At 64.4% G+C, this 19,866-nt stretch carries 21 protein-coding genes; 12 read left to right on the top strand and 9 right to left on the bottom strand.

Annotated features, from left to right (window positions below; genetic code table 11):
• Positions 1-34: 34 nt before the first annotated feature.
• The 4 genes from AKN84_RS23070 to AKN84_RS23055 all read left to right on the top strand — a co-directional run bounded on the left by AKN84_RS23070 (position 35) and on the right by AKN84_RS23055 (position 4,703).
• On the top strand, positions 35-1,147 hold the full coding sequence (locus tag AKN84_RS23070; RefSeq protein ID WP_128971076.1) for an amidohydrolase family protein: 1,113 nt from the start codon (positions 35-37) through the stop codon (positions 1,145-1,147).
• Between the two features lie 249 nt (positions 1,148-1,396).
• Positions 1,397-1,810 (top strand): Rieske (2Fe-2S) protein, encoded by a 414-nt coding sequence (locus AKN84_RS23065; RefSeq protein ID WP_050422879.1) that lies wholly within the window; start codon positions 1,397-1,399, stop codon positions 1,808-1,810.
• A gap of 138 nt (positions 1,811-1,948) precedes the next feature.
• Positions 1,949-2,566, top strand: a complete 618-nt coding sequence (locus AKN84_RS23060; protein WP_050422900.1) for a glutathione S-transferase family protein — start codon at positions 1,949-1,951, stop codon at positions 2,564-2,566.
• A gap of 61 nt (positions 2,567-2,627) precedes the next feature.
• Entirely contained in the window at positions 2,628-4,703 is a 2,076-nt protein-coding gene (locus AKN84_RS23055) for a 2Fe-2S iron-sulfur cluster-binding protein (RefSeq protein WP_050422878.1), read from the top strand.
• Between the two features lie 48 nt (positions 4,704-4,751).
• Here AKN84_RS23055 and AKN84_RS23050 read toward each other — a convergent pair whose 3' ends face one another.
• Both AKN84_RS23050 and AKN84_RS23045 read right to left on the bottom strand, forming a co-directional pair.
• Positions 4,752-5,108: a hypothetical protein gene (locus AKN84_RS23050; RefSeq protein ID WP_050422877.1), complete on the bottom strand. Its 357-nt coding sequence runs from the start codon at positions 5,106-5,108 to the stop codon at positions 4,752-4,754.
• 141 nt (positions 5,109-5,249) lie between these two features.
• Positions 5,250-5,825 carry a TetR/AcrR family transcriptional regulator gene (locus tag AKN84_RS23045; protein ID WP_050422876.1) on the bottom strand — a complete coding sequence of 192 codons (576 nt, stop codon included), beginning with the start codon at positions 5,823-5,825 and terminating at the stop codon, positions 5,250-5,252.
• Positions 5,826-5,950: 125 nt separating this feature from the next.
• Between AKN84_RS23045 and AKN84_RS23040 the strand changes: the two genes are divergently transcribed.
• Entirely contained in the window at positions 5,951-6,937 is a 987-nt protein-coding gene (locus AKN84_RS23040) for a zinc-dependent alcohol dehydrogenase family protein (RefSeq protein ID WP_050422875.1), read from the top strand.
• Positions 6,938-7,100: 163 nt separating this feature from the next.
• On the opposite strand, the gene AKN84_RS23035 is transcribed toward AKN84_RS23040, so the two are convergent.
• From AKN84_RS23035 to AKN84_RS23020, 4 genes are all read right to left on the bottom strand, one after another.
• Positions 7,101-9,101 (bottom strand): hypothetical protein, encoded by a 2,001-nt coding sequence (locus AKN84_RS23035; protein WP_244485423.1) that lies wholly within the window; start codon positions 9,099-9,101, stop codon positions 7,101-7,103.
• 381 nt (positions 9,102-9,482) lie between these two features.
• Positions 9,483-10,250, bottom strand: a complete 768-nt coding sequence (locus tag AKN84_RS23030; RefSeq protein ID WP_244485421.1) for a COG4705 family protein — start codon at positions 10,248-10,250, stop codon at positions 9,483-9,485.
• Positions 10,251-10,337: 87 nt separating this feature from the next.
• Positions 10,338-10,733 (bottom strand): hypothetical protein, encoded by a 396-nt coding sequence (locus AKN84_RS23025; protein WP_050422897.1) that lies wholly within the window; start codon positions 10,731-10,733, stop codon positions 10,338-10,340.
• 47 nt (positions 10,734-10,780) lie between these two features.
• A complete protein-coding gene (locus AKN84_RS23020; RefSeq protein ID WP_050422896.1) occupies positions 10,781-11,536 on the bottom strand; it encodes a COG4705 family protein in 756 nt (251 codons plus the stop codon).
• Between the two features lie 261 nt (positions 11,537-11,797).
• On the opposite strand from AKN84_RS23020, the gene AKN84_RS23015 reads away from it, so the two are divergent.
• From AKN84_RS23015 to AKN84_RS23000, 4 genes are all read left to right on the top strand, one after another.
• Positions 11,798-12,460 (top strand): response regulator transcription factor, encoded by a 663-nt coding sequence (locus tag AKN84_RS23015; protein WP_050422895.1) that lies wholly within the window; start codon positions 11,798-11,800, stop codon positions 12,458-12,460.
• The gene (locus AKN84_RS23010) at positions 12,457-13,761 is read left to right on the top strand and encodes an ATP-binding protein (RefSeq protein ID WP_162240898.1); all 1,305 of its coding nucleotides are present in this window, start codon (positions 12,457-12,459) and stop codon (positions 13,759-13,761) included. Before AKN84_RS23015 ends, AKN84_RS23010 begins: the two co-directional genes overlap by 4 nt.
• A 134-nt stretch (positions 13,762-13,895) precedes the next feature.
• Complete coding sequence (locus tag AKN84_RS23005; protein WP_050422873.1) at positions 13,896-14,708, top strand: amino acid kinase family protein; 813 nt, start codon at positions 13,896-13,898, stop codon at positions 14,706-14,708.
• Between the two features lie 14 nt (positions 14,709-14,722).
• On the top strand, positions 14,723-15,547 hold the full coding sequence (locus AKN84_RS23000) for an amino acid kinase family protein (protein ID WP_050422872.1): 825 nt from the start codon (positions 14,723-14,725) through the stop codon (positions 15,545-15,547).
• A gap of 43 nt (positions 15,548-15,590) precedes the next feature.
• Here the strand turns inward: AKN84_RS23000 and AKN84_RS22995 are convergent, their stop codons facing one another.
• Positions 15,591-15,989 (bottom strand): hypothetical protein, encoded by a 399-nt coding sequence (locus tag AKN84_RS22995; protein ID WP_244485419.1) that lies wholly within the window; start codon positions 15,987-15,989, stop codon positions 15,591-15,593.
• Positions 15,990-16,181: 192 nt separating this feature from the next.
• Here AKN84_RS22995 and AKN84_RS22990 point away from each other — a divergent pair, with 192 nt between their 5' ends.
• Entirely contained in the window at positions 16,182-16,547 is a 366-nt protein-coding gene (locus AKN84_RS22990) for a cupin domain-containing protein (RefSeq protein ID WP_050422871.1), read from the top strand.
• Between the two features lie 24 nt (positions 16,548-16,571).
• Here the strand turns inward: AKN84_RS22990 and AKN84_RS22985 are convergent, their stop codons facing one another.
• Both AKN84_RS22985 and AKN84_RS22980 read right to left on the bottom strand, forming a co-directional pair.
• Positions 16,572-17,705: a fatty acid desaturase gene (locus AKN84_RS22985; protein WP_050422893.1), complete on the bottom strand. Its 1,134-nt coding sequence runs from the start codon at positions 17,703-17,705 to the stop codon at positions 16,572-16,574.
• Between the two features lie 315 nt (positions 17,706-18,020).
• Positions 18,021-18,629 carry a TetR/AcrR family transcriptional regulator gene (locus AKN84_RS22980; RefSeq protein WP_050422870.1) on the bottom strand — a complete coding sequence of 203 codons (609 nt, stop codon included), beginning with the start codon at positions 18,627-18,629 and terminating at the stop codon, positions 18,021-18,023.
• Positions 18,630-18,741: 112 nt separating this feature from the next.
• Here AKN84_RS22980 and AKN84_RS22975 point away from each other — a divergent pair, with 112 nt between their 5' ends.
• Both AKN84_RS22975 and AKN84_RS22970 read left to right on the top strand, forming a co-directional pair.
• Positions 18,742-19,437 carry a PspA/IM30 family protein gene (locus tag AKN84_RS22975; RefSeq protein ID WP_050422869.1) on the top strand — a complete coding sequence of 232 codons (696 nt, stop codon included), beginning with the start codon at positions 18,742-18,744 and terminating at the stop codon, positions 19,435-19,437.
• A gap of 55 nt (positions 19,438-19,492) precedes the next feature.
• Positions 19,493-19,768 (top strand): YiaA/YiaB family inner membrane protein, encoded by a 276-nt coding sequence (locus AKN84_RS22970; RefSeq protein WP_050422868.1) that lies wholly within the window; start codon positions 19,493-19,495, stop codon positions 19,766-19,768.
• Positions 19,769-19,866 lie beyond the last annotated feature (98 nt).

The raw sequence follows: 19,866 nt of genomic DNA, 5'->3' as shown, positions 1-19,866 counted from the left end.
ACGGCCACACCGGCTCAACTCAAAGGAGGATCGCATGAGTGACGTCATCGACCGCCCGATGCTCGACCAGGAGACGACCGCGGCGACGCGGCTCAGGATCATCGATTGCGACATCCATCCGAGCATCCACGCGCATAGCGACCTCAACGAATTCCTGCCGAAGCGCTGGCAACAGCACCTGAAGGAATACGGCAGCCATCTGCGCACGCCCTATATCGGCACCACGCCGTATCCGCGCTCCTCGCCGCTGATCGCGCGGCGCGATGCCTGGCCGCCGACCGGCGGCGTGCCGGGCTCCGATCTCGATTTCATGCGCAAGCAGCACCTCGATCCCTTCGATGTCGAGTTCGGGATTTTGCAGGTGCTCGACCTCTTCATCTTCTCGCAGCAGAACCTGGAATTCGGCGCCGCGATCCAGCGCGCCATCAACGACTGGCAGCTGGCGTTCTGGGCGCATCGCGATTCCAGGCTGAAGGCTTCGATCCTGGTCGGGCAGGACGGCTCCGACCTCGGCCTCGCCGAGATCGAGCGCTGCGCCAGGACCGGCGAATACATCCAGATCAACGTCTCGCCGCGCGCCAACGAACCGCTCGGCCGCCGCCGCTACTGGCCGATCTATGAGCGCGCGCAGGCGCTCGACCTGCCGCTCGGCATCCATGTCGGCGGCTATGGCGGGCACGCGCCGACCGGCGGGGGCTGGCCGTCCTATTACTGCGAGGAGCATCAGTCGAACGCGCACACGGTGGCCTCGAACCTCACGAGCCTCGTGCTGGAAGGCGTTCCCGAGCGCTTCCCGAAACTGAAGATCGTGTTCATCGAGGGCGGCTTCGGCTGGATCCCCGCGACGATGTGGCGGATGGACCAGCATTTCGAGCGCTTCCGCAGCGAGGTGCCGCATCTGAAGCGCAGGCCGAGCGAATATGTGAAAGAGCATTTCTGGTTCACGACCCAGCCGATCGACGAGCCCGATGATGCGAAGCACCTGCGTCAGCTGATCGAATGGGTCGGCATCGATCGCCTGCTGTTCTCGTCGGATTATCCGCACTGGGACTATGACGACGCCCGCTACGCCTTCAAGACGCCGCTGACCGACGCCGAGCGGCGCAAGATCTTCAACAGCAACGCCCGCGCGGTTTACAAGTTTTAGGATCGAGATGACTTCACTTCTAATCGAGCGGCGGTCTCCGCTTCACCTCGCCCCGCGTGCGGGGAGAGGTCGGAACGCATCGCTAGATGCGTTCCGGGTGAGGGGGAGTCTCCGCGAACGCAGCTATCACCGTTTATGCGGAGACTGCCCCTCACCCCAACCCTCTAAGAGCAAGCTTCGCTTGTCTCGACCCCGTAAGAACGGGGCGAGGGAGCGCACCGCCGTTGCGGTCGATACGCTAGGATTCCGATGACCCGTCACATCGTTGCGCGCACCAGTGAAATCCCGGCCGGCGGCAACAAGGTGTTCGGCCTCGAGGGCCGCGACATCGTCGTGTTCCACGTCAATGGCGAGTTCTTCGCGCTGCTCAATCGCTGCCCGCATGAGGGCGCGCCGCTGGAGAAGGCGGCGTGCGTCGCGCGCCTGACCTCGCCGGAGCCCGGCATCTATCAGCGCGACCGCGTCGGCGAGATGCTGCGCTGTCCGTGGCACGGCTGGGAGTTCGACATGCGCAACGGCCAGTCCTGGTTCGACCCCAAGCGGTTCAAGATCCGCTCCTATCCGGTCGCGGTCGAAAGCGGCGCCGAATTGCAGAAGGGACCGTATGTCGCCGAGACGTTCCCGGTGCACATCGAGGACAACTACGTGATCGTCGAGGTCTGACCGGCGCGTCCGCTTACGCGTTATTGCAATATTTGCAATAATGAAGTTCCGGAGGCGCTAATTATAATAGCCGTTGCAATGAGCCACCTTGAAGTCGCGGTCGGGAATGGTCCCGTCCACGACATCAGGAACGGCACCATGAAGCTTTATCACTTTGCGCTCTCCGGCCACGCGCACCGCGCGCGCCTGTTCATCTCCCTGCTCGGCATTCCGCACGAGCTGGTCGAGGTCGATCTCAAGTCCGCCGCGCAGAAGACGCCGGAATTCCTCGCGCTCAATCCGTTCGGCCAGGTGCCGGTGCTCGACGATGACGGCACCATCATTCCCGACTCCAACGCGATCCTGGTCTATCTCGCGACCAAGCTCGGCCGCACCGACTGGCTGCCGCAGGATGCAAAGGGCGCCGCCGCCGTGCAGCGCTGGCTGTCGGTTGCCGCCGGCGATCTCGCGTTCGGACCCGCCGCGGCGCGGCTCGTCACCGTGTTCGGCGCGAAGTTCAACCCGGAAGATGTGATCACCCGCGCGCACGTGATGCTGAAGCGGCTCGAAGCCCATCTTGCCGATCGCGACTGGCTGGTCGGTGCGCAGCCGACGATCGCCGATGTGGCGCTCTACAGCTATCTGTCGAGCGCGCCGGAAGGCAACGTCGATCTCTCCGGCTATGCGCGCGTCAACGCGTTCCTGCGCCGGATCGAGGCATTGCCGGGCTTTGTGCCCTTCGCCAAGACCCCCGTCGGTCTGGCTGCGGCTGCGTGATGTGCTGATCGGGCGTGCCTGCGGGCACGCCCGTCCAAGCCCCGAAAGGGAGGGCGATGAGATGAGCGACAGGCGAACCAAGAGCAAGCTGCCGGCCTGGCATGCCGGTGAGAAGGCGATCCAGCAGCGGGCTGGGGTCGCCGAGAGGATGGAGGCCGTCGGTCAGCGTGCGGTGCGCGACTTCATGCCCGACCAGCATCGCGACTTCTTTGCGCAAATTCCCTTCATCGTGGTCGGCAGCGTGGACCAGAGCGGCGATGCATGGGCCTCCTTGCTGACCGGCCGGCCCGGCTTCGTCTCTTCGCCGACGCCGCGCAGCCTCGAGATCGATGCGCGGCCTGAGCCCGGCGATCCCGTCAGCGAGGGCATGCGCGAGGATAATGCGATCGCATTGCTCGGAATCGAACTGCACACGCGGCGCCGCAACCGTGCCAACGGGCTGCTCCGCGCATCGCCGGGCAGGGCGCTGAGCTTCGAACTCGATCAGAGCTTTGGCAACTGCCCGCAATATATCCAGCTCCGCGATTTCAACTTTGTGCGCGAGCCGGGCGAACCCTTCACGGGAGCGATCGAGACGAGCAGGACGCTCGATCAAGCCGCGCGCGAGACGATTGCGGCGGCGGATACGTTCTTCGTGGCGTCCTATGCCGAGCGCGAGGATCGTCGCCAGGTTGACGTCTCGCATCGCGGCGGCAAGGCCGGCTTCGTTCGCGTCGCCGCCGACGGCACGCTGACCATCCCCGATTTTGCCGGCAATCTGTTCTTCAACACGCTCGGCAACATCCTGGTCAACGGCAAGGCCGGGCTCGTGTTTGTCGATTTCGAAACCGGCGACATGCTGCAACTGACCGGCGATGCCGAGGTGATCCTGGACTCGCCGGAGATCGCGGCGTTCCAGGGCGCCGAACGGCTGTGGAGTTTTCGTGCCCGCCGCGTGGTGCGCAGGCGCGGCGCGCTGCCGCTGCGCTGGGCGTTCCGGGCCGAGGGCTGGTCGCCGAATGCATTGATGACCGGCGACTGGCCGCAGGCCGCCGACCGAATCCGCGCGGCCGAGCTTGCGACGCAATGGCGTCCGTTCAAGGTCACCAGGATTGTCGACGAGAGCCGCTCGATCCGCTCGTTTCATCTGCAGCCGGACGACGGGGCCGGGCGGCTTCCGCACCAGGCGGGACAGCATCTGCCGATCCGCATCGCGCTCCCCGGCGCCGACAAGCCGATCATTCGCACCTACACATTGTCGGTCGCGCCGTCGGATGGCATGTACCGCATCAGCGTGAAGCGTGACGGCGCGGTGTCGCAGCATCTGCATGACAACATCCGTGTCGGCGACATCATCGAGGCGCGTGCGCCGGGCGGCGGCTTCACCATCGATGCGCGCGAGAAGCGGCCCGCGGTGCTGCTCGCCGGTGGTGTCGGCATCACGCCGCTGCTCGCGATGCTGCGTCACGTGGTCTATGAGGGGCTGCGTACCCGTGGCATCCGGCCGACCTTCCTGTTCCAGGCCGCGCATACGAAGGCGGACCGCGCGTTCGGCGACGAATTGCAGCAACTGGCTGCGGCTGCCGGCGGTGCCGTGCGGATCATCCGCGTGCTGAGTGACGTCGATGGCGCCGAGCAGGGCACCGACTACGACGCCGCGGGGCGGATCGACATGGCGCTGCTGTCGCGCGTCCTGCCGTTCAACGACTATGATTTCTATCTGTGCGGTCCGCCGCAGTTCACCCAATCGCTCTATGACGCCCTGCGCGGCTACAACATTGCCGATAGCAGGATTCACGCCGAGGCGTTCGGGCCATCATCGCTGGTGCGGACGCCGGACGTGGCCAGCCCGGCGCCACCGCGGCGGCCGCCCGCGACCGCGCCGGTGCCGGTCGCCTTCACCGCATCGCTGAAGGAAGCGCGCTGGACGCCGGAGACGGGCACGCTGCTTGACCTTGCGGAAGCGCGCGGCCTCAGTCCCGTGTTCAGTTGCCGGGAAGGCAATTGCGGAACATGCCGAACGAAATTGCAGGCAGGTGCGGTAACCTATGTGAAGGAGCCGACCGCTGAGGTGGCCGATAATGAAGTGCTGATCTGCTGCGCGGTGCCCGCGCAGCCGGCGACCGACGGCGACGACCGGATCCAGCTCGATCTCTGATCAGCCGCGCCGTCGATGCTGCACGCTGCGCAGCGCCTTCGTCGCTGATCAACCCATGCTGCCCGGCATGAAGCAGCGCGGCCTCGGGTGACCGTTCAGATAATACGGCCAGACCACGGTGTGGCCGGCGCGGTTTGGCCCGGGCACGACGGCCTCATCGGGAACGTCGACCCATTCCCCCTCGAGGCGCACCCTGTAGTGGCCGTCCTTGGTGTCCCAATCGGCGTCATCGACACGCTTCGCGTCGGTGCCGTCGCAGCAGGGGCCTTTGCCACTGTGCAGGCTCTCATACCAGCCGTTGAGTTCGGGATGCTGATGATCGTGGGCCTGGGCCGGACCGGTCGCCGGCATCGGCAGCAGGACGGTGAGTGCAGTAAGCGTCATACGCCACAACGATGTGTTCATCTGGTTCCCAGTTCCGGAAGCCCATGTCAGCCAATCCGGAAATGGTCACGGAGTTCAGTTCATCAATAGATGATATTCATCATATAAGTCACATTCGTGAGAGGCGCGGCGGGCGCGAGCGGAACGCAGATGCTGACAAGGTCAGGCGAGCAGGCCCATTACCTGCTCGATCACGGCCTTCACCTGCTTCGAATCCGGTGTCTGGTGCGCGAGCGCCATCAGCCCCGCATGCACCACCATCACCGTGTGCGCGGTGATGTCGGGATCGAAGCCCTTCTTGAACTGCTCGCGGTCGGCACGTAGCCGCGTGCGCAACAGCTCTTCGAGCCGCCGGTTGTAGCGCTCGATGCTCTTGCGGAGCGCGGCCTGATCGAGCGAGCCGTCGGTCGCCGAATTGATCGATAGGCAGCCGCGCTGTCCCTTCTCACCCGAGCAATAGGGGATGAAGCCGGTGAGCCACTGCCTGATCGCCTCGCGCGCCGGCCCCGGCTGCGCCAGCACGCGCTCGGCCCAGCCGAGGATGCCGTCGTGATAGCGGTCCAGCACGCGCAGGAACAGGGCGTGCTTGTCGCCGAAGGCCGCGTAGAGGCTCGGCTTCGCGATGCCGCTCGCCGCCGTGATCTCGTCGAGCGAGGTCGCCTGAAACCCCTTCTGCCAGAACACCTGACGGGCGATTTCCAGGACGTCGTCCGGATCGAAGCTGCGCGGCCTTGCCATGGCGCTGTTTTATGTACTCCCGCGTCCGATGTGAAGCCTTCACCTTGCTACGAAGCCATTTCCGGTCATTGACGCGGTCCTTATTCTGTACTTATAAGTACATAATAACATCGGGAGATGATGCCATGAAGGCGGTTCAGGTTGTTGCGTTCGGACGTCCGGCGGAAGCGGTGAAGCTCAACGAGGTGCCCGATATCGGCAGCCCCGGGCCGAACGAAGTGGTGGTCGCGGTCGAGGCCGCGCCGATCAACAACTCGGACTTCATGATCATGGCCGGGCGCTACGGCTATCTGCCGACGCCGCCGGCGACGCTCGGGATCGAGGGCGTCGGGCGGGTCATCGCCGCGGGGGCGCAGGTCAAGAACCTCAGGGAAGGTGACCGCACGCTCGTTCCGTTCATGATCCCGACCTGGACCGAACGGCTCAAGTTCACGCCGTCCTGGCAGCGTCCGTTGCCCGAAGCTGCCGACATCCGGCAGCTATCCATGATCGCGGTCAATCCGGCGACCGCATATCTGCTGCTGACCGATTTCGTCAAAATCCCGCGCGGCGGCTGGGTGATCCAGAACGGCGCCAATTCGGCGACGGCGCGCGCGGTGATCGCCATCGCCAGGTCGCTTGGGCTTAAGACGGTCAACATTGTCCGCCGCGAGGAGGTCGTGGACGAGGTCAAGGCGCTCGGCGGCGATATCGTCCTGGTCGACGGGCCGGATCTCGCCAAACGCGTCGCCAAGGAGACCGGCAAGGCGCCGATCCAGTTGGCGCTCGACGTCGTCGGCGGCTCGTCGGCCTTGAACCTGATGAACTGCCTGGCGCCGAAGGGTGTCCTCGTCATTTACAGCGCGATGAGTGGACAGCCGTTCTCCGGCTCGGCCTTGAGCGTGATCTTCAACGAGGTGTCGGTGCGCGGCTTCTGGCTCGCCCATTGGAGCAAGACCGCAGCCGATGACGCGATGGCCGCGATGTACGACCATCTCGTGCCGATGGTCGCCTCAGGTGCGATCAGCGCGCCGGTGGTCGGGTCCTATCGCCTGGAGGATTTTTCGCAGGCGATCGCGCAGGCGTCGGCATTCAAGGGCAAGGTCATCTTCACGCCGGGCCAGCCTGTGTAACCGGACGGCTGGTGGCGTGACACGGCGATGCCATGTCCGCCACCGGATCGTGGCAGCGTAGCTCAAGCATGATTCGGAAAAGTGCGAAGCGGTTTTTCCGAAAAGATCATGCTCAAACAAGAATCTAAAGCGCGATGACGCTTCAACCTGATCTCATCGCGCTTTAGACGACGGTGGTGAGCACGAATGCGTGCCACACGCCCCAGTCGATCCCGTCGAACGCGCGCACATACATCGTCTCGCTGCCGGTGGCGGCGCCTCCACGGACCCAGACATCATCGACGGCCGCGGCGCTGACGTCGATGACGGAGGCGGCTGGCCAGTGCGAATTCCCGGAGGTCCAGAAGTAGCCGCTGTTGGCGCCGGTACCGGCATCCCAAAATTGATATTCGGTCGCGGGATTTCCGTCGGTGTCGGAATAGGACAACAGGTTACTGACCTGGCTCCACTCGTTGAGGTGCAAGGTCTGGTCGTTGATCGTGGCGACAGGCGCGTGGTTTGGTAGCGACGTCAGGGCAAAGCCGTCCCAAGGGCTCCAACTCGTCCCGTCGAATGCGCGAACGTACATGGCCTCCGAACCGCCGGCAGTGCCGCCTCGCACCCAAACGTCGGACAGATTGGATGCTGGAACCTCGATGACGGTGTTCGCCGCCCAGTGTGAGTTCGCGGATGTCCAGAAGTAGCCGCTGTTCGCATCCGTGCCGCCGTCCAAGAACTGGTATTTGGTGATCGGATCGCCGTCCGCGTCGGATACGCTGGTCCAGTTGACGAGCTGCGCCCATTGCGCGGCGTTCAGCGTATGATCGAGGATCGCAACCGTCGGGGCCGTGTTCGTGGACGTCACGGTAAAGCCGTCCCAAGCGCCCCAGGCGGTCCCGTCGAAGGCCCGCACATACATGGTCTCGGAGCCGGTCGCCGAGCCACCCTGAATCCAGAGACTGTCCAGATCGGACGCCGAAACGTCGATGGGGGTACCGGCCGCCCAGTGCGCATTGCTAGGCGTCCAGAAATAGGCACTGGTCGCGGCCGAACCGCCGTCCCAGAACTGGTACTTGGTGATCGTGTCACCCTCGGCATCGCTGGTGCTGAGCCAGTTCCCCGGCTTGACCCATGTGTTCACGTGAACCGACTGGTCGTTGATGACCGCGACCGGCGGCGTGTTGACCGTCGAGGTCACCGTGAAACTGTCCCAATTGCCCCACGAGGTGCCGTCGAACGCCCTGACCCACATCGTCTCGGAACCGGTCGCCGAACCGCCCTGGATCCAGACATTGGCGAGGTCGGCGGCCGAAACCTCGATCGTGGTGTTCGCATCCCAGTGCGAATTGGTCGGCGTCCAGAAATACGCGCTGGTCGCGGCGGTGCCGCTGTCCCAGAACTGGTACTTCGTGATCGTGTCATTGTCGGCATCTGTCGTCGTCAACCAGTTGCTGACAGTGACCCACTGGCCCATGTGCACCGAATGATCGCCAATCGTCGCGACCGGCACCGAGTTCGTCGTCGTCAGCGTGAAGGAGTCCCAGGAGCCCCAGTCCGATCCGTCGAATGCCCTGACCCACATCGTCTCGGAGCCGGTCGTCGAGCCGCCCTGGATCCAGAGGTTGGTCAGGTCGGCGGCCGAAACCTCGATCGTCGTGTTGGCAGCCCAGTGCGAATTGGTTGGGGTCCAGAAATAGGCGCTGGTTGCGGACGTGCCGCTGTCCCAGAACTGGTATTTGGTCGCGGGATCTCCGTTGGCATCGGAGTAGCTCAACCAATTCTCGACCTTCGCCCATGTATTGACGTGCAACGACTGGTCATTGATCGCAGCAACCGGAGGCGTGTTTGGCGTCGTCGTGAGGGTGAACGACGTCCAGGAGCTCCAGTCAGTCCCGTCAAAGGCGCGTACCCACATTGTTTCCGCGCCGCTGACCGAACCGGAGCTCAGCCACACATCGGAGAGGTCGGACGCTGCAACGTCGATGATGGTGTTGGCGGCCCAATGCGTATTGGTGGGTGTCCAGAAGTAGCCGCTGGTTGCGGACGTGCCGCTGTCGAAGAACTGGAAGCTTTGCGCGGGATTGCCGTCGGCGTCCGAATAAGTCAGCCACGGCTCTATTCTTTGCCAGTGGTTGGACAACAGGCTGTGGTTACCGATCGAGACGACCGGTGGGGTATTGGCCATGGTTTGCTTCCTCGTGGCGCGCCGGTCGAAGCCGGCAAATATCCAAGGTGCAAGGCAATCGGCTTCGCCTTCGCGAAGCGGGTGGTGCTACTCCCGTGTCATTGGGCTGAGAGCAGCGCATTCAAAAAATCGGCAATATCAAAATCAGGATCGCAGAATCTCAACGCGTCATCTATGACGGGCGTCACGCTCGCTTGCGAAGCGGACTGCGACATAACGTCCCAGACCCTGCTTTGGAACTGTCTCGCATCGAGGGTCTCCGCTCATGCAATTGGCGGCCGATCATCGACCGCGAGCGGATCGATCGCGAGACGATGATCGCGATGCGCCGCCTTGCCCGCTCACTGAGATCGATGTCCGGAACGGGCAAAGGTTTGATGCTCAAGCGTGCTTGCCGGCGCGCTGCGGCAGCATGAAGATCAGGGCCACGATCGCAGCGGCAAGAGCAACGGATGCGGCGTAGCGGCTGAGCGCAAGGCCGCCGTGATCCAGCGGCTTGTCGAGGAAATCGCCGACGGTGGCACCGAGCGGCCTGGTCAGGACGAACGCGATCCAGAACAGCACCGTGTGCGACACCCGGGTCCAGAGATAGGTGGCAGCGACGATGGCAAGAGCGGCGGCAAACACGATGGCGCCGCCGCCATAGCCGAGACCGGTGGAGTCGGCCATCCAGTCGCCGAGCGCGGTGCCGAGCGTCTGAGAGAACAGGATCGTGATCCAGTAGAAGGTTTCGGCGGCCTTGTTGTCGATCGACGCGATCGAGACCGTGCCCATGCTGCGATACCACGCAGCGAGGGATGCGACCAGTAGTCCGGCGAGCAGCGACGAGCCGCCGAGATATCCGATCCCTAGCGAGCGGTCGACGGAGTCGGCAAAGGTCGTACCGACGGTCGTGGTCGCGACGATCACCGTCCAGTAGAGCAGCGGATGGAAGCGCCTCGCCGCCATCTGTGCTGAAACGGCAGCAACGAAGATGACCGCGAAGATCGCGGTGCCGACGAGATAGCCGAGGTTCATCGACATCGTGACCGCATCACCGCCTGTTTCGCCGAGCGTCGTCGCGAGAATCTTCATGATCCAGAAGCCGAGCGTGACTGCGGGAACCTTGCCCGCGTGTTCCTCGGTGGCGTTGTCGAGCAGCATATCCATGGGTTGGTCACTCCAAGATTCGTCACTTCAAGAGACATCGCCGGCGGTCGATGCCGCCGGCGGGTGGTCGAATGGTGGACGGAGAGATCAGGCCTTCATCGAGTCCATGATCGACAGCAACTCGGCGAGCGCCTTCTTGCATTTGGCGGCGTCCGGATTGGCCTCACGCACCGCCTCGAGCGCTCGATCGATCGCCTTGTCGACCGTGTGCCAGTCCGCGGCCGCGCGCGGCTTCAAGCCGGCTTCCGCTTCGTCCCATTTGGTCTCGAGATCCTTGATCCGCGTCTTGGCGCCGGCCAGGTCGTTCTTGTCGACCAGTGCCGCGACGTCGGCGGCGATGCTGCGGAATGGCGTCAGGTCGCCGAGTTTGGAGGCGGCGGCTTGCGCGCGGGGCAGCAGCGTGAGGCCTCCGCTCGCATGTGGAAATGGTGAAGTGACCACGAGAGCGTGGATTGCGGCAAGTGCGAGTACCGTTCTGTTCATTGTGGTTCTCCTGTTGAGGTTGCTTCGGCCGGCGGCGCGCGGCGAATTCATGCGCCGGGCGATGCTTCGGGGTTTCGCTCGCTGCCGCCTTCGAACGACAGCCAGCCGAGCAGCGCGATGATCACGGCGAGGAAGGCGAGGCTGGTGTAGACCGTGCCGAAGCCGAGGCCGCCATAGTCGCGGGATTGCGACAGCATGTCGCCGAACGAGGCGCCGAGCGGCCGGGTCAGGATGTAGGCAATCCAGAACGCCAGGACCTCGTTGGCGCCGAGCGCGTAGGCTGCGGCTACGCCTGCGATCAGCGCCACGAATACCAGGACGCCGACGTTGAAGCCGAGGCCCAGCGCTTCGGTGGCAAGATCGCCCGCCGCCGTGCCGAGCGCGAATGTGAAGAGGATCGCGGCCCAGTAGAACGCTTCGCGCCGCGTGGTCACGATGCTGTGGATCGACAGCGTCCGCTCGAGCGCGAACCAGATTGCGAAGGTCGCCGCCAGGGCGATCGTAAAGACGGCCGTGCTGGCGTAGAGGCTGATCTCGAGCTTGTCGGTCAGCACATCGGTGATCTGCGTGCCGACGATGCTGACGAGCACGACCGTCAGCCAATAGACCCATGGCACGTACCGGTCCCTTCGCAGCTGGACAGTCAGCACGGCCGTAAGCAGCGCGGCCATGATCAGGCCGGTCACACTTGTTCCAAGGCCGACATGGACGGCGAGATAATCGGCGCCGGTCTCGCCGACCGTGGTCGACATGATCTTGATCAGCCAGAAGACGAGGGTGACTTCGGGGACCTTGTTCAGCATGCTGCGGCCGAGGCGTCGGGTAACCTGCACGGTGGTGAACTCCGCTGTGAGATCGCCGGCGGTTCCGCCGGATTCGACACGGAGCGTGCCCTGCGAGACTTAGCTCCGGCTTAGCCGGGCCGCGTGGCCGCCACGCAGGCGCCGGAAGCCCTAAGTTCCGGCTAAGTCGAAGCTGATATGATCGCGCAGGTGTCGCGGGTGGGCGATACGACGCAGTTTCGCCGGGTGACCCCGGTGCGGATCGGGATGGATTGCCAGGCGATGCGCGTGCTCTTGGTCGAAGACGACAGGATGATCGGCGCCGCCGTCGTCGAGGCGTTGCGGGATGCCGCCTATGCCGTCGACTGGGTGCGCGATGGCGATCTCGCCATCGAGGCCAGCCGCAGCGAGGCGTACGACATCACGCTGCTCGATCTCGGACTGCCGTTGACCGATGGCCTCGACGTCCTCAAGGCGATCCGCGCCGGCTCCATGCGCCTTCCGGTCATCATTCTCACCGCGCGCGACGCGCTGAATGATCGCATCCAGGGGCTCGATCTCGGCGCCGACGACTATCTGGTCAAGCCGTTCGAGATCGCGGAATTGCTGGCGCGCATGCGCGCGGTGCTGCGGCGCGAGGGCAGCGGGGCGCCGCCGGTGCTGACCAATGGCGAGCTTCACCTCGACCCGGCAACGCGGGAAGCGGCCTTCTGCGGAGAAAAGGCCGTGCTCAGCGCGCGTGAGTTCGCCCTGCTTCAGGCGCTGCTGAATCGCCCGGGAACGATCCTGTCCCGCGGCGAGCTCGAGCGCCAGATCTATGGCTGGAGCGAGGAGGTCGAGAGCAACGCGGTCGAATTCCTGATCCACGCGGTGCGCAGAAAGCTCGGCGCCAGCGCGATCAGGAACGTGCGCGGCGTCGGATGGATGGTGGATCGTTCGAGATGATGGGATCGCTGCGCGGGCGCCTGTTCGTCGGACTCACGGCGATTATTCTGCTGACCGGCGCCGTCGGCGGAATCCTGGCGTATCGATGGGCCTATAGCGAAGCGATCGAGATGCAGGACTCCGTCCTGATCCAGATCGGCAGCTTCGCGCTGAGCGCTCCGATCCGGCAGAGCCACCCGGTCACCGGTGTCGATGCCGAAGCCGAGGTTGCCGTCGTCGAGCTGGGCGAGGCGCCGCGCGGCGCCAATGACGATCGCCGGCTGTGGGGGCTGACGGATGGGCCGCACAATGACGTCTATCACGGACAGCCGGTCCGCGTGCTGCTTCGGACGCGGCCGGACGGCAGCCGCTTCGCGGTGACGCAGCAGACCGAGATCCGCACCGAGATCGCGGGCGACATGGCCGTGCGCACGCTGCTGCCGATCGCCGCGCTGGTGCCGTGCCTGCTGCTGATGACCGCATTGGTGATCGCCCGATCGTTCCAGCCGATGTTGCGCCTCGCCGGCGATCTCGATGCGAGCAGGGTGGACAACATCGGCACGCTGCCGTCGACCGGCGCGCCAAGCGAGCTGCAGCCGTTCCTTGGCTCGATCAACGGGTTGCTCCGGCGAACGCGCGTCATGATGGATCAGCAACGGCGTTTCATCGCCGACGCGGCCCATGAACTTCGAACGCCGGTCACCGCGCTCAGCCTGCAGGCGGAAAATCTCGCCTCGCTCGACATGCCCGCGGAGACGCGCGACCGGCTCGATGCGTTGAAGAGCGGCATGCGGCGCACCAAGCATCTGCTCGAGCAACTTCTGGCGCTGGCGCGTCAGGACGCTGCGCCTTCCACCGTGAGCGCCGCGGTGGAATTGGACAAGATCGCAAAGGGTGTCGTCGCCGATCTGCTGCCGGAGGCGACGGCGCGCAACATCGATATCGGTTTTGCGACCATTGAGACGCTCGCCGTGAACGGTGATCCGACGTCCTTGATCTCGGCGATCCGGAACCTGGTCGAGAACGCGATCAAGTTCACGCCCAATGGCGGGGCCGTCGATCTCAGCGTCCATCGCGAGGACGCAATGGCGATCATCCAGATCGAGGACACCGGGCCGGGGATTCCGCCGCAGGATCTGGCGCGGACCGGCGAGCCGTTCTTTCGCGGCGGCCAGCCGAGCGGCGAGGGCGCAGGGCTCGGGCTCTCGATCGTGAAGCGGATTGTCGATCGTGCCACGGGTTCGATCCTGTTCGAGAATGTGACCGGCGCCGGACGCTCGGGCCTGCGCGTGACCGTCAAGCTGCCGGTGGCCGATCCGTAAGGCCAGGCGGCCGGCAAAAATGCGCCGGAGCGCACGGCATCATTGCCATTGTGTCTTGAGACCCGCGCCGCTTGTCGCTACCAGTGCAATCCGAAAGCGATGCCCAGGCGCATTGGCGGTAAAGGACATTTCTCATGGCAAACACCACGGCGGAGCTTGAAGCGCTCCTGATGCAGCGGTCGCTGACCGATCCGCAGCTCCTGGCGACGGCGGAAGCCGCATCGGACTTCCGCATCCTGCCGGATGCCACTGTGATCAAGATCGGCGGCCAGAGCGTAATCGACCGCGGCCGCGCCGCGGTCTATCCGCTGGTCGAAGAGATCGTCGCGGCCCGCAAGGCGCACAAGCTGTTGATCGGGACCGGCGCCGGCACCCGCGCCCGGCATCTCTACTCGATCGCCGCCGGGCTCCGGCTGCCGGCCGGCGTACTGTCCCAGCTCGGCGCCTCGGTGGCCGATCAGAATGCGGTGATGCTGGGCCAGCTGCTGGCCAAGCACGGCATCTCCGCCGTCAGCGGCGCCGGGCTTTCGGCCGTGCCGCTATACCTCGCCGAGGTGAACGCCGTGATCTTCAGCGGTATGCCGCCTTACGGGCTGTGGATGCGGCCCGCGGCCGAGGGCATGATCCCGCCCTATCGCACCGACGCCGGATGCTTCCTGGTCGCCGAGCAGTTCGGCTGCAAGGCGATGATCTATGTCAAGGACGAGAATGGCCTCTACTCCGCGAACCCGAAGACCTCGAAGGGTGCGACCTTCATTCCGAAGATCTCGGTCGCCGAGATGAAGGCCAAGGGATTGCAGGATTCGATCCTCGAATTCCCGGTGCTCGATCTGCTCGCCTCCGCGCGCCATGTGCGCCAGGTGCAGGTCGTCAATGGCCTCGTCCCCGGCAATCTCACCCGCGCACTTGCGGGCGAGCATGTCGGCACCATCATCACCGCGAACTGAGCAGAGACACGACCATGGATGACACCATCAAGCACGTCGCTTCGCCGCTCGCGCGCCAGACCCTGCTCGACAGCGATCTCACCCGTCCCGTCGCCGGCGGCCGCCCGATCCCGCTGCTGCCGTGGGTGCAGGTGGTCAAGATCGGCGGCCGCTCCATCATGGATCGCGGCCATGAAGCGATCCTGCCGATCGTTGGTGAGCTGCGCGCGCTGTTGCCCGAGCACCGCATGCTGATCCTGACCGGCGCAGGCGTCCGTGCCCGCCATCTCTACAGTGTCGGCCTCGATCTCGGACTGCCGGTCGGCTCGCTGCAGCCGCTTGCGGCAAGCGAGGCCGGGCAGAACGGCCATATCCTCGGCTGCCTGCTCGCGCCGGAGGGCGTGTCCTATATCGAGCATCCGACCATCGCGAGCCAGCTCGCGATCCATCTCTCCGCATCGCGCGCGGTGGTCGGCAGCGCGTTCCCGCCGTATCATCATCACGAGTTTCCGAACTCGCGCATCCCGTTGCATCGGGCCGATACCGGCGCGTTCCTGCTCGCCGATGCGCTCGGCGCGGCGGGGCTGACGATCGTCGAGGATGTCGACGGCGTGTACACCGACGACCCCAACGGTCCCGACGGCAAGAAGGCCCAGCTGCTGCGCGAGACGAGCTTCGCCGACCTTGCCAAGCTGAAGGGCACGCTGCCTTTCGATCCTGCGCTGCTCGAGGTGATGGCCAATGCACGGCACATCGAACGCGTGCAGGTCGTGAACGGCCTCGTTCCCGGCCGGCTCACCGCCGCGCTGCGCGGCCAGCATGTCGGCTCGATCATCCGCACCGGCGCGCGCCCGGCCTGATCCCGAATGCAATGGTCGCGCGCTGGGTTCGCCCGGCGCGCGATTACTTGATCGTGGCGTGCACGGTGATGACCGAGGTGCCGGAGGCCTTCGGCCCCTTGCCCGTCGCCTTGATGGCAAAGCTGTCGCTGCCCTTGTATTTGGCCTTTGCCCTGTACTCGAAGGTCGATGCGTTGATCTTCTTCAACTTGCCATAGGCCGGCTTCTGCGAGATCGACGAATCCGTCACCGTGCCGCGGATCCCGATCGGGATCTGGCAGCTTTCGCCGGAGGCGATGTCGATATCGCCGGTCGAGTTCTCGCCCCAATCCGCCAATGTCACCGACATCGAGCATTCCGGCACAGCCTGCGCCGACAACGCCGGCGTGACACCTGATGCTGCGAGGGCGAGCGCCAGGGCGGCTATTCCTGACGACCGCGTCGTGACGATACTCATTTTCATGCAAGGCCCACTGCTGAAGATTTTCGCACAGGAATCCTGCAACGCCGGAGCGGGGGTGGCAAGGACTTCGGTTCATCTGTGTGACGCGTATTGGAATGTGTGGGCGCTTGTCGTGCCGCTGAAGCGTCCCCATCATCATCGCAGCCCGATCTGATCGGGACACATTCGTTCGCATGACAAGGAAGAATTCCCATGGCTGAAGGCAACCAGGCAAACGCCCAGCAGGCCGGATTTGCCGGCGTCACGCGCAAGACCCTTGAGCGTCTTGCGCTGCCCGGCGATGATCGCGAGCTCGTCGTTGCCGAGGTGACCTATCCGCCCGGCGGCGTTGCTCCGCTGCACCGCCATCCGGTCGGCGGCGTGATCTTCATCGTCGAAGGCACAGCCGAGTCCGCCTATGGCGACGAGGCGCCGCGACAATACCGGGCCGGCGAGACCTTGCAGGATCGCCCCGACGTCCCGCACACGCTGTTTCGCAATTGCGACCCGGAACGGCCGCTGCGCTTCCTGACGATTTACGCGCTCGAACCCGGCCGCGCCTACACGATGGAGCCGTGAGGCTCGCGAGGTTTGATGCAAATACTACCGTTTATTCGCTTGCGGTTTTGGGGTTGCTCCGGCGAGCGCAGGTGGAACGGCCAGGAGCAGGCATACCGATTCCACCAGGAGCTCATGTGCACGGTCGACGATATCGTCCAACGAACTCGTCTTCGCGAACATGGCCTGGGCTTCCGCCAGCAACCGCTCACGCGTCGGGATGCTGGGCAGATGCAGGTCGGCGCGATGCTGTAACAAGACAAGCGCCTCTCGCACCGACAGTCCGGTTTCGTGGACCGACGACTTGATGGCCTGCGCGATGTATTCGGGATTGAAGCGACCAGCGAGCTGCTCGGCCGTTCGCTTGATCACACGCGATCCCAGGCGTTGCTCGTTGCGGAGAACCTGCGCGGGCGGCGCCTTGAGATCCCAGACGATACCGAGCCAGGACAAGGCCACCAGAACATAATAGGTCGCGTCAATCTCCCACCAGCGGAAGCCTTGCCGCGCGCTGCTTTGGTAGGCGTGGTGATTGTTGTGCCAACCCTCACCCATCGTAACCAGCGCCAGCAGCCAATTGTTGCGGGAGTCATCACCCGTCACATAGCGCTTGCGTCCGTGAACATGTGCGAGGGAGTTGATGCAAAACGTTGCGTGATACAGCAGCACCGTGCTCCAGAAGAAACCGGCCAGAAGCCCCGGCCATCCGGCAATGAGGAAGCACAGAACTGCGACCATGATCGCAGGCAAGACCTCGAATTTGTGCAGCCACATCAACTCCGGATACGAGGCAAGGTCCGAAACTTTCGTCAGATCGGTTGCATCGTGCTGTCGATAGAAAATCCAGCCGAGATGACTGTACACGAAGCCTTTGTGACGGGGTGAATGCACATCCCGCTCGGTGTCCGAATGAAGGTGGTGATGTCGATGTTTCGCAGCCCACCAGAGGACGCTTTTCTGGCCGCTGCTTTGGGCAAGGAATGCGAGGACGAACTGAAACGCCCGGCTAGTCGAATAAGCGCGATGCGAGAAGTACCGATGATACCCGGCCGTGATCGCAAACATGCGCAGCCAGTACAGAGCGACGCAAATCGCGATCGCTGGCCCTGAGACGCCCGACCAGATCGCCGCCAGACACCCGACGTGGACCAGCAGAAACGGGAGGACCTGCGGATACATGATGTCGTCGTGTTGCGACACTGGATCGATATTGGTGGACACGCTCGTGACCTCGATTGTTGCAATGTGCTGGACGTCTCGCCGGCGGACGGTTCAAGTCGCGGTCTCGGCGGACATTGCGCGTGGTGTGACAAAGAGAACCCCGCGCCGGTCGACCAGTCGCGGGGGCGCGAAAATCTGAAACTCAGCTAGTACATCCGTGGTCAAAGCGATATGGCGCAGATTACCGCAGCGCGCGAAGATTTTCCGCAGCGGATTTGCCAGTGCCGCGACTTGACCATACATCGGGCACATTGGGCGGTTCGGGCGCGTGCGCTACTCCTTCTTCGCCGTCAGCCCGTCGACCATTGCGCGCGTCAATGTCGCGATCTCGCTGCGCAGTTGGCCGATCGGCACGGCGATCAGCTTGTGCTCCAGTCCGAGCGCGACCATGCCGTGCACGGCGGAGAACAGGCTGCGCGCGGTGACGCCGAGTTGCGCCGGCGAGCGCTGCGGAAACAGCGCGGCGAGCGGCTTGTAGATGTGGCGGAACAATTCCATCTGCTCGGTGATCGCCCATTCCGGCACCGGCTTGCCGGGCTGCATGCGATGCTCGAACAGCGCGCGCCATAGTTCGAGATTGTCGGCGGCGAAGTCGCAATAGGCGACCGCGATCCGCACCAGCATCTCGCGCGGCGCCGCCGAGCCGCCGATCTCGGCCAGCGACAGCGAAGCGTCGAGCCGGGCCAGCGTGCGTGAGCCAACTCGCAGGATCAGCTCGTCGACATCCTCGACCAGATTGTAGACGCCGCCATTGGCGACCCCGATTTCCTGGGCCAGTTCGCGGGTTTTCAGTCCGCCGAGACCTTTCGCCGCAATTGCCCGTTCCGCCGCCTCGATCAGCGCTTCGCGCAGTTTTGCCCGTCGTTCCAATGCCTTGGACATGTTTCACCCATCGTTAACTACACGCGTGAGCGTTGCTCAAATAATTCTTGAGCAATGCTCATTATGTGGTACAAGAGATTCATGAGCGATGCTCATAACAGGGAGCGATCAAATGTTCAAAACTGTTTTGACAATTTTCCGCGGCGGCGTGGCGGCAGCCGAGGAGGAACTGCAAGACCGGACCGCGCTGGTCGTCCTCGACCAGCAGATGCGTGACGCCGCCGCCGCGGTCGACCGCTCGAAGCGGACGCTGGCGCTCGCCATCGCCGGCGACGCGCAGGAGGGCCGGCGGCTTGACGCCACCAACGCCAGGATCGCCGATCTCGAGGTGCGCGCGTCAGCGGCGCTCGAGGGCGGCCGGGAAGACCTCGCCCGCGAAGCCGCGCAGGCGATCGCCAATCTCGAGGCCGAACGCGATGCCGCGATGACCGCGCGGACGCTGTTCGCCACCGAGATCACCCGGCTGAAGCGCCACGTCGCCAACGCCGAGGCGCGCATTGCCGAGCTCGATCGCGGCCGGCGCCTCGCCCGTGCCTCGGAAGCGGTGCGTTCGCTGCGCCGGAGCGGCATCGAGGCGGCGCGGCCCTACGAGTCGACGCTGCCGGAAGCCGAAGCGACGCTGAAGCGGCTGCGCGAGCGGCAGATGGAGATCCAGGCGGCCGACGACGCGCTGTTCGAGATCGATACCGCCTCGGGACCGGTCGTCATCGCCGAGAAGCTCGCGGAGCAGGGTTTTGGTCCGCGCATGAAATCGACCGCCGACGACGTGCTGGCGCGGCTGAAAGCCAAGCGCCCGCCTGCTGCCTGAACTGCAAGCCTGCAACTGAACCATCCTCAAACCTCGCAACATCAAGGAGACGACCATGAACCAGACGATCCAACCCCACAGCGGTGGCTGGGTGACCTTCACCTACGCATCCTTCGCAGCCTCCGCCTTCCTCGTCGCCGTCGGCGTGTTCTTCCTGCCGATCGACCTCTGGATGAAGGGCTACCTGACGATGGGCATCGTGATGCTGATCCAGACCTGCGTCACGCTGACCAAGACGATCCGCGACAATTACGAGAGCAGCAAGTTCGTCAACCGCATCGAAGACGCCAAGGCCGAGCGCCTGCTGATGGAAGTCTCCAAGGCGGCGTGAGAGGCAGAGCCGGGACGAAGCGGCGGGTGTTTTTCACCCGCCGATTTCGCCTGAGGGAAATGCCAAACCCTCCACGTCATTGCGAGGAGCGAACAACG

Source organism: Bradyrhizobium tropiciagri (assembly GCF_001189845.1).
Lineage (GTDB): Bacteria > Pseudomonadota > Alphaproteobacteria > Rhizobiales > Xanthobacteraceae > Bradyrhizobium > Bradyrhizobium tropiciagri.
Note: the sequence above shows the minus strand (reverse complement) of the source record. Positions and strands in the feature narration are given on the sequence as shown.

Coding starts and splice junctions, on each gene's coding strand:
- AKN84_RS23070 (WP_128971076.1), top strand. CDS start 35: ATGAGTGACGTCATCGACCGCCCGATGCTCGACCAGGAGACGACCGCG.
- AKN84_RS23065 (WP_050422879.1), top strand. CDS start 1,397: ATGACCCGTCACATCGTTGCGCGCACCAGTGAAATCCCGGCCGGCGGC.
- AKN84_RS23060 (WP_050422900.1), top strand. CDS start 1,949: ATGAAGCTTTATCACTTTGCGCTCTCCGGCCACGCGCACCGCGCGCGC.
- AKN84_RS23055 (WP_050422878.1), top strand. CDS start 2,628: ATGAGCGACAGGCGAACCAAGAGCAAGCTGCCGGCCTGGCATGCCGGT.
- AKN84_RS23050 (WP_050422877.1), bottom strand. CDS start 5,108: ATGAACACATCGTTGTGGCGTATGACGCTTACTGCACTCACCGTCCTG.
- AKN84_RS23045 (WP_050422876.1), bottom strand. CDS start 5,825: ATGGCAAGGCCGCGCAGCTTCGATCCGGACGACGTCCTGGAAATCGCC.
- AKN84_RS23040 (WP_050422875.1), top strand. CDS start 5,951: ATGAAGGCGGTTCAGGTTGTTGCGTTCGGACGTCCGGCGGAAGCGGTG.
- AKN84_RS23035 (WP_244485423.1), bottom strand. CDS start 9,101: ATGGCCAATACCCCACCGGTCGTCTCGATCGGTAACCACAGCCTGTTG.
- AKN84_RS23030 (WP_244485421.1), bottom strand. CDS start 10,250: ATGGATATGCTGCTCGACAACGCCACCGAGGAACACGCGGGCAAGGTT.
- AKN84_RS23025 (WP_050422897.1), bottom strand. CDS start 10,733: ATGAACAGAACGGTACTCGCACTTGCCGCAATCCACGCTCTCGTGGTC.
- AKN84_RS23020 (WP_050422896.1), bottom strand. CDS start 11,536: ATGCTGAACAAGGTCCCCGAAGTCACCCTCGTCTTCTGGCTGATCAAG.
- AKN84_RS23015 (WP_050422895.1), top strand. CDS start 11,798: ATGCGCGTGCTCTTGGTCGAAGACGACAGGATGATCGGCGCCGCCGTC.
- AKN84_RS23010 (WP_162240898.1), top strand. CDS start 12,457: ATGATGGGATCGCTGCGCGGGCGCCTGTTCGTCGGACTCACGGCGATT.
- AKN84_RS23005 (WP_050422873.1), top strand. CDS start 13,896: ATGGCAAACACCACGGCGGAGCTTGAAGCGCTCCTGATGCAGCGGTCG.
- AKN84_RS23000 (WP_050422872.1), top strand. CDS start 14,723: ATGGATGACACCATCAAGCACGTCGCTTCGCCGCTCGCGCGCCAGACC.
- AKN84_RS22995 (WP_244485419.1), bottom strand. CDS start 15,989: ATGAAAATGAGTATCGTCACGACGCGGTCGTCAGGAATAGCCGCCCTG.
- AKN84_RS22990 (WP_050422871.1), top strand. CDS start 16,182: ATGGCTGAAGGCAACCAGGCAAACGCCCAGCAGGCCGGATTTGCCGGC.
- AKN84_RS22985 (WP_050422893.1), bottom strand. CDS start 17,705: ATGTATCCGCAGGTCCTCCCGTTTCTGCTGGTCCACGTCGGGTGTCTG.
- AKN84_RS22980 (WP_050422870.1), bottom strand. CDS start 18,629: ATGTCCAAGGCATTGGAACGACGGGCAAAACTGCGCGAAGCGCTGATC.
- AKN84_RS22975 (WP_050422869.1), top strand. CDS start 18,742: ATGTTCAAAACTGTTTTGACAATTTTCCGCGGCGGCGTGGCGGCAGCC.
- AKN84_RS22970 (WP_050422868.1), top strand. CDS start 19,493: ATGAACCAGACGATCCAACCCCACAGCGGTGGCTGGGTGACCTTCACC.